Source organism: Peribacillus sp. P4_C12, from assembly GCF_056402095.1.
In genome coordinates this window covers 1-5,594 of record NZ_JBFUIB010000243.1, presented here as the reverse complement: position 1 = coordinate 5,594, position 5,594 = coordinate 1, and the positions used below count along the sequence as shown (strand labels likewise).

Annotated in this window: 7 protein-coding genes; 3 read left to right on the top strand and 4 right to left on the bottom strand. The window is 34.9% G+C overall.

What is annotated here, in order from left to right:
- Positions 1-174 precede the first annotated feature (174 nt).
- The 3 genes from AC1DUW_RS20060 to AC1DUW_RS20050 all read right to left on the bottom strand — a co-directional run bounded on the left by AC1DUW_RS20060 (position 175) and on the right by AC1DUW_RS20050 (position 2,024).
- Positions 175-366: a hypothetical protein gene (locus tag AC1DUW_RS20060; protein WP_340450892.1), complete on the bottom strand. Its 192-nt coding sequence runs from the start codon at positions 364-366 to the stop codon at positions 175-177.
- 239 nt (positions 367-605) lie between these two features.
- The gene (locus AC1DUW_RS20055; RefSeq protein ID WP_477643283.1) at positions 606-761 is read right to left on the bottom strand and encodes a hypothetical protein; all 156 of its coding nucleotides are present in this window, start codon (positions 759-761) and stop codon (positions 606-608) included.
- Between the two features lie 87 nt (positions 762-848).
- Entirely contained in the window at positions 849-2,024 is a 1,176-nt protein-coding gene (locus AC1DUW_RS20050) for an MFS transporter (protein WP_477643282.1), read from the bottom strand.
- A 649-nt stretch (positions 2,025-2,673) separates the two neighbouring features.
- Here AC1DUW_RS20050 and AC1DUW_RS20045 point away from each other — a divergent pair.
- The gene (locus AC1DUW_RS20045) at positions 2,674-2,898 is read left to right on the top strand and encodes a hypothetical protein (RefSeq protein ID WP_477643281.1); all 225 of its coding nucleotides are present in this window, start codon (positions 2,674-2,676) and stop codon (positions 2,896-2,898) included.
- Between the two features lie 269 nt (positions 2,899-3,167).
- Complete coding sequence (locus AC1DUW_RS20040; protein WP_477643280.1) at positions 3,168-4,007, top strand: SGNH/GDSL hydrolase family protein; 840 nt, start codon at positions 3,168-3,170, stop codon at positions 4,005-4,007.
- Positions 4,008-4,222: 215 nt separating this feature from the next.
- On the opposite strand, the gene AC1DUW_RS20035 is transcribed toward AC1DUW_RS20040, so the two are convergent.
- A complete protein-coding gene (locus AC1DUW_RS20035) occupies positions 4,223-4,534 on the bottom strand; it encodes a helix-turn-helix domain-containing protein (protein WP_477643279.1) in 312 nt (103 codons plus the stop codon).
- A 227-nt stretch (positions 4,535-4,761) separates the two neighbouring features.
- Here AC1DUW_RS20035 and AC1DUW_RS20030 point away from each other — a divergent pair.
- Positions 4,762-5,594, top strand: an 833-nt coding sequence (locus AC1DUW_RS20030) for an RNA-guided endonuclease TnpB family protein (protein ID WP_477643278.1), incomplete at its 3' end; no start/stop codon positions are given.

Below are 5,594 nucleotides of genomic sequence, written 5' to 3'. Positions count from 1 at the left end.
ATCTTTATTTGTATACATCATTTCAGTACTTCGACTATAAAGTTCTATAATATTACCGAATGGATCTTTACAATAAATAAGTAATAAGGATTGTACATATTTCGCTATTAGAACTGAGATTGATAGCTGTCAGTGAATTAGAGTTACTGCGATTTTTTCCTACAAGAAACCCTTTTATATTTCACCTTCTTCAATCATCCTATTATACTCCATTTTACTTATTAGCCCTTTTCCATTACAAGTAAGACAGTCMGTATATATATCATAGGCACCTGTTCCGTCACAGACATGACATTTATTATGAGTTACTGGTATTTCCTTTTGTATGATTGAAAATAATTTTACAATATACTTCGAAAAATTCATCCCAAGAACCCCCTTTTTTTCAATCATACTACTAAAAGCCACGAAACAAACAAGGATTCCAATAAAATTACCAAATTCACATAGATTCATTACAAACTTTACATAGAATCAAAAAAAACTTTACCTGATTTGAATTCATGCCCTAGTGTATTAGGAAGTAGGTAGGGGTAGAGGCACTATCTCTTCATTGCATGAAAAAAGCCGTCCAAATGGAACGGCCTAAACTTCCTTTTAAACTTTCAGGAAGTTTGTCTGCATGCATAATTTAATTCACCCAGTTTACGTTTATGGTAAGCTATTTTTCTTTGAAATTCACCTTTCATTTTATCATTTAAACAATCCTTAAAAAGGATTTCATAATAGCGTATATTAAATTTATGCCATAACTTTTTCATGCGAATTCCCCCAAAAATGTTCCCTACAAATATTATCGGTTAATGTGGAAAGATTTTTAGATTTTAGAAATGATTCATAGAATTACTTCATTTTTTTTTCAAAATCCATAAGTAAGCCAAAATGGAGATCAGAACTGAGACTGCTGCCATTATGTAAATACTTCTATACCCAAACAGATAGCCGATTTGTCCGAAGAGGATGGCACCGAAACCGATTCCAAGATCAAAGAAGGAATAGAAAGTGGCATTGGCCATGCCTTTTCGATTTCGAGCCGCGTGTTCAAGTGACCAGGCTTGAAGAGCCGGTTGAACAGCACCGAACCCAATGCCGTAAAAAATAGCAGCAATATACAGAATCATGTTACTTGGCATCCAGGCAAGCAGTAGCATCGCCGCTACGATAAAAAGGGTAGATGGAATGAAGACGGCTTGATGTCCTCTTTGATCATAGATTTTGCCAGCGAACATTCGTGTGAAAATAAGTGCTAATGCGTATAGAAAAAAGTAAACATGAATACCTGTCAGGCCTTTTTCCATTGTATAAAGCGGTAAGAAGGTGGCAATCCCACCAAAAGATACCGTAATGAAAAAAACAAGAACGGACGGCGCAACAGCGCTTTTTTCATAAATGTCAAACCTATTAGTTTTAGTGGGAGCAGAAGGTTGTTCTACTTTCTTATAGGTAATAGTCGAAGCCATGATCCAAGCGGCTAGACTTAATGCACCGCAAAACAGAAACAACTGTTGAAACGTTAACACATCCGCTAAGAAAAGTCCAAATGAAGGTCCAAAAGCCATCGCCAAATTTCCCGATAAAGTGAAGTATCCCATTCCCTCACCACGACGCTTTGCTGGGATAAGATCGGAGGCAATCGTACCTGAAGCGGTGGTCGTATATCCCCAGCCAATCCCTTGAACAACTCTCATTGCACATAAAAGGAAAATACTCATCATAAATCCAAACGAGCCAATCGCTACAGCTAAAAAGGCTAGACCGAAAAGGAAAACAAAACGTCTTCCTTTTGTTTCCAAGGCCTGTCCAGCAAAGGGGCGGACAATCAGAGCAGAAAATAGAAACATCCCAGCAACCAACCCAATATACCGTTCATTTCCACCAAGCTCTTTTACAAAAAGCGGGAGGGTCGGGGAAGTCATTTGAAAGGATAAAAAAACGAAGAAGTTAGCTAAGAAAATCATAATAAAATCACGCGTCCAGATTTTATTAGAAACCGGAATTTCTACTTTTAACAAGGGTACACCCATAATAGTAATTCTCCTTAATTGATAGTAATTATCATTCTCATTTTACTAAAGTTATAGAGAACAATCTATAAAAACTAGAGTTACAAAATAAGTGACCACTTTGAATATAAGTAAAATTGACTAATAGTTAGTCCGTAAAATTATTATATAAACAAAAAGCTAGGATGGAGGTCACTTTATATGCAGAACATACTTAATTAAATTTGTAAAAATTAATAAAGATGTTATATTTAGGTAAATAAATAAGAGGATAGACTTACGAAGAGGAGAAGAGGTTTAAATGATGATTGATATTCACTACCGTATTTTACCTTTTTCTTCGATGATGATGGAGCAAGAGCACGTAATCGAGAGCATAGCCATAACGAAGCTCGCTGTTTCAGAATGAATTTGACCATTATTGCCACACCTCTTCATAGAAATGGTCTCTTTGGAAATAATAAATGAAATGTTGAAAGTGGAATCTTTATCGTGCAGCTCTAATGGAAACCAATAATTCTCCTTGGAAAGTAGGGTAACTTTGTAAGAAATTAGGTAGTGTTGTTAAGAGTTCGTATCATTAATGTGAAATTTTAATTAAGGCCCTTTTATTTACCAATTAATAAGGTATATTATGATGGGGAAATGAGAGAGATTAAAGGAGTTAATTATGGGTACAGAGATATTAATGGAGAAGGAAGAAGATACTCTAAATAGTAGGAAGAAACCTATGGTTGTTAAACTAAATTCTGAACAACTTGATGATTTTATACAAAGATTCCCAGATGCCGGAGAGTTTTTTGGTTTAAGCTATCACATTCATGATGATAAGACGATCACTTTTAACTATAATTCAGATGGTAGAGTTCTAGAAGTATTGAATTTGGTTAAGTGATAGTACTTTAGAGTATCCAGCAGAAATGCTGGATTTTTTTGATATAAAATATAGGTATAATTTATTGATTATCAAAGTCGAGTTATGTCGGAATTATTTGGAAAATCATCCTTTATTGCTGTTATTATGATAGGTATAATAAACAGATAGAAATAGAAAATTACAAGATGCTAAAGAATATTTCTGCTAGTTAAGAGTGCTCATAGAAAGCATTCTAATGCTAAGACTTCCATGTCAGTCCGTAACGTTCAAAAAATTTGGAGGTAAAGATGAAGAAATATGGTTTATTATTTATGGCTGGAATTTGTTTAGTAGTATTGGTTTTTGGTCATCTTCATTGGAAAAACATGAGTAAGGCAGCGGGGATAGAGGGGAAAAAAGCTGAAGAAAGAATAAAAGAAAAGGAAAAAGAAGATAGGGAAGCTTTGATACAAAGTTTAAAACCAGAAAATAATAAACAGCAGTCACTAATAGATTACCTGCATTACAAGTCGCTTACACAAGATAAGGTTATTGTATCCCTTTTGGGCAGTAATGGTACTTCAGGAACCGGTGCAAGTAATTCTTCTAATAGTTGGGCAGGACGCTTAGAGAAGAGTTTACGTTCTGAAAGGGATGAATTAGAAACATTAGGTTTTATCAATCATGGCCAAGAGGGGTATTCAACAAAGGATTTGTTAGAAAGTAAAAAAATTGATGCGGTCATTCATGATAATCCTGATCTGGTTATATTTGAAAACCCCCTGATTAACAATCAATATCAATCGATTAGTTTGGAACAGACGGAAAAAGATTTAAAAAACATCATGTCAAAATTACAAAAAGAGCTACCGAATGCAAAGTTTCTAATCATTTCACCGAATCCAGTGGCCAATAGTAAAACAGAGAATAGCATAGAGTTGAATTATGTGGATTATATTAAAGTTTCTGAGAGTGCTATTAGAAAAAAAAAATGGACTTATATGAATAGCTTGGAAGGGATTGAAAAAAAACTAAAAGAAGAGAATATGAGATTGGCTGATATATTAACAAATGATAATATCCATCCCAATGATCGAGGGCATTACATATGGTTCGAGGTGTTGGATGAATATTTTAAGCTGAAGTAATGTCACAAATATTTGTATCTAAATAATAGAAATAAGAAATACAGATTATACGTTTTTGCTTCTGTGTTAAATGCTTCCATTAGTAGTCTAATAGGGTATAATGAGGGGAAAAGTGGTTATAACCACTTTTCCCCTCTGGAAATAGTTGAATACTAAGTGGGGCTTTTCGATGTTAATGATCAAAAAAGAGAAACCTTGTCATAATTTCTTCATGTTTAACGAGCAGTACATTTCCTAACCTCGATAAATTCGCGCATTTCCTCTTTCGAAATTCCTGAACCCATAATATCTATCATGATTTCCTTCCACTCATCATCCATGCCGAGGTCTACTTGTTCATATAGTAGGGCATCAACCGTTATACAAAGGATACTTGCGATTTTTTCCAAAACTAAAATAGTAGGGTTTGTTTGAAGGTTTCTTTCCAGTGAGCTTATATAAGATTTTGCCACTCCAGATTTTGCTGAGAGTTCACTAATTGACATCTTTTTTTCTTCTCTAAGCGTTTTAACACGGTAACCTATCATATATACCACACCTAACGAAATGTATTATTAAATATTTAATATTTATCAAAAATAATTTAATAGTTACTAAGCTTTATCATTTCCCACCAGAAGACTCCCTCTTCAAGCGTGTGAAGGGCGAGAGCCCAACGGTAAGGGGGAGATGAATGGCRGTTGGCATAAGCCAAAGTAATCTTTTGAYAAACATACGTTCGATGGTTAATAATAACTATAAGGGGGTGAAACCAATGGTCGTAAACAAAGCTTATAAATTTCGAATCTATCCAACTAAAGAACAACTAGTTCTAATCAATAAAACGATCGGCTGCTCCCGTTTTGTCTATAACTTCTTTTTAGGCAAACAAAAGGAGAAAGATGCCCACTGGTATATTTGTGAAGAAATGAAGCAGAACGGCCAATTACCSTCTAATGAATGGAAARGTTCTTTTCTGAATAAATACGCAACAATCAAAGAACTTCCAGCTTTAAAGAAAGAGTATTCTTTCCTGAAAGAAGTAGACAGTATTGCCTTACAGAAATCGGTGGAAAATTTAGCAGATTCCTATAGTCGATATTATAAAAAGCAAAACAAGTCACCACGCTTCAAATCGAAAAAGAATCCTATCCAGTCCTATACRACTAAACATACGAATGGGAATATTGGAATTGTTGRAAACAAAATCAAATTGCCAAAACTCGGTCTAGTTCGTTTTGCTAAAAGCCGCGAAGTCGAAGGGCGAATCATCAATGCCACAATCAGGCGGAAMCCTTCGGGTAAATATTTCATTTCCGTTTTAGCSGAAACCAATGTACAAGTACTTYCTAAAACGAATCGTTCGTGCGGTGTAGATGTTGGTTTGAAGAATTTTGCTATTCTTTCAGATGGTACGGTCTATCAAAACCCAAAATTCTTCYGGACGGTCGAAAAGAAATTGGCCAARGCACAACGGATTCTTTCAAGGCGACAAGAAATAGCCTTGAATCAAAATAAACCATTGGCTGAAGCCAAAAACTATCAAAAACAAAAACGAAAAGTGGCTATCCTACACGAAAAAATTTCAAATGCCCGAATGGATTACTT

What these genes read in the sequence shown, in the direction of transcription:
- AC1DUW_RS20055 (WP_477643283.1), bottom strand. Translation starts at nt 761, where the DNA reads ATGAAAAAGTTATGGCATAAATTTAATATACGCTATTATGAAATCCTT.
- AC1DUW_RS20050 (WP_477643282.1), bottom strand. Translation starts at nt 2,024, where the DNA reads ATGGGTGTACCCTTGTTAAAAGTAGAAATTCCGGTTTCTAATAAAATC.
- AC1DUW_RS20045 (WP_477643281.1), top strand. Translation starts at nt 2,674, where the DNA reads ATGGGTACAGAGATATTAATGGAGAAGGAAGAAGATACTCTAAATAGT.
- AC1DUW_RS20040 (WP_477643280.1), top strand. Translation starts at nt 3,168, where the DNA reads ATGAAGAAATATGGTTTATTATTTATGGCTGGAATTTGTTTAGTAGTA.
- AC1DUW_RS20035 (WP_477643279.1), bottom strand. Translation starts at nt 4,534, where the DNA reads ATGATAGGTTACCGTGTTAAAACGCTTAGAGAAGAAAAAAAGATGTCA.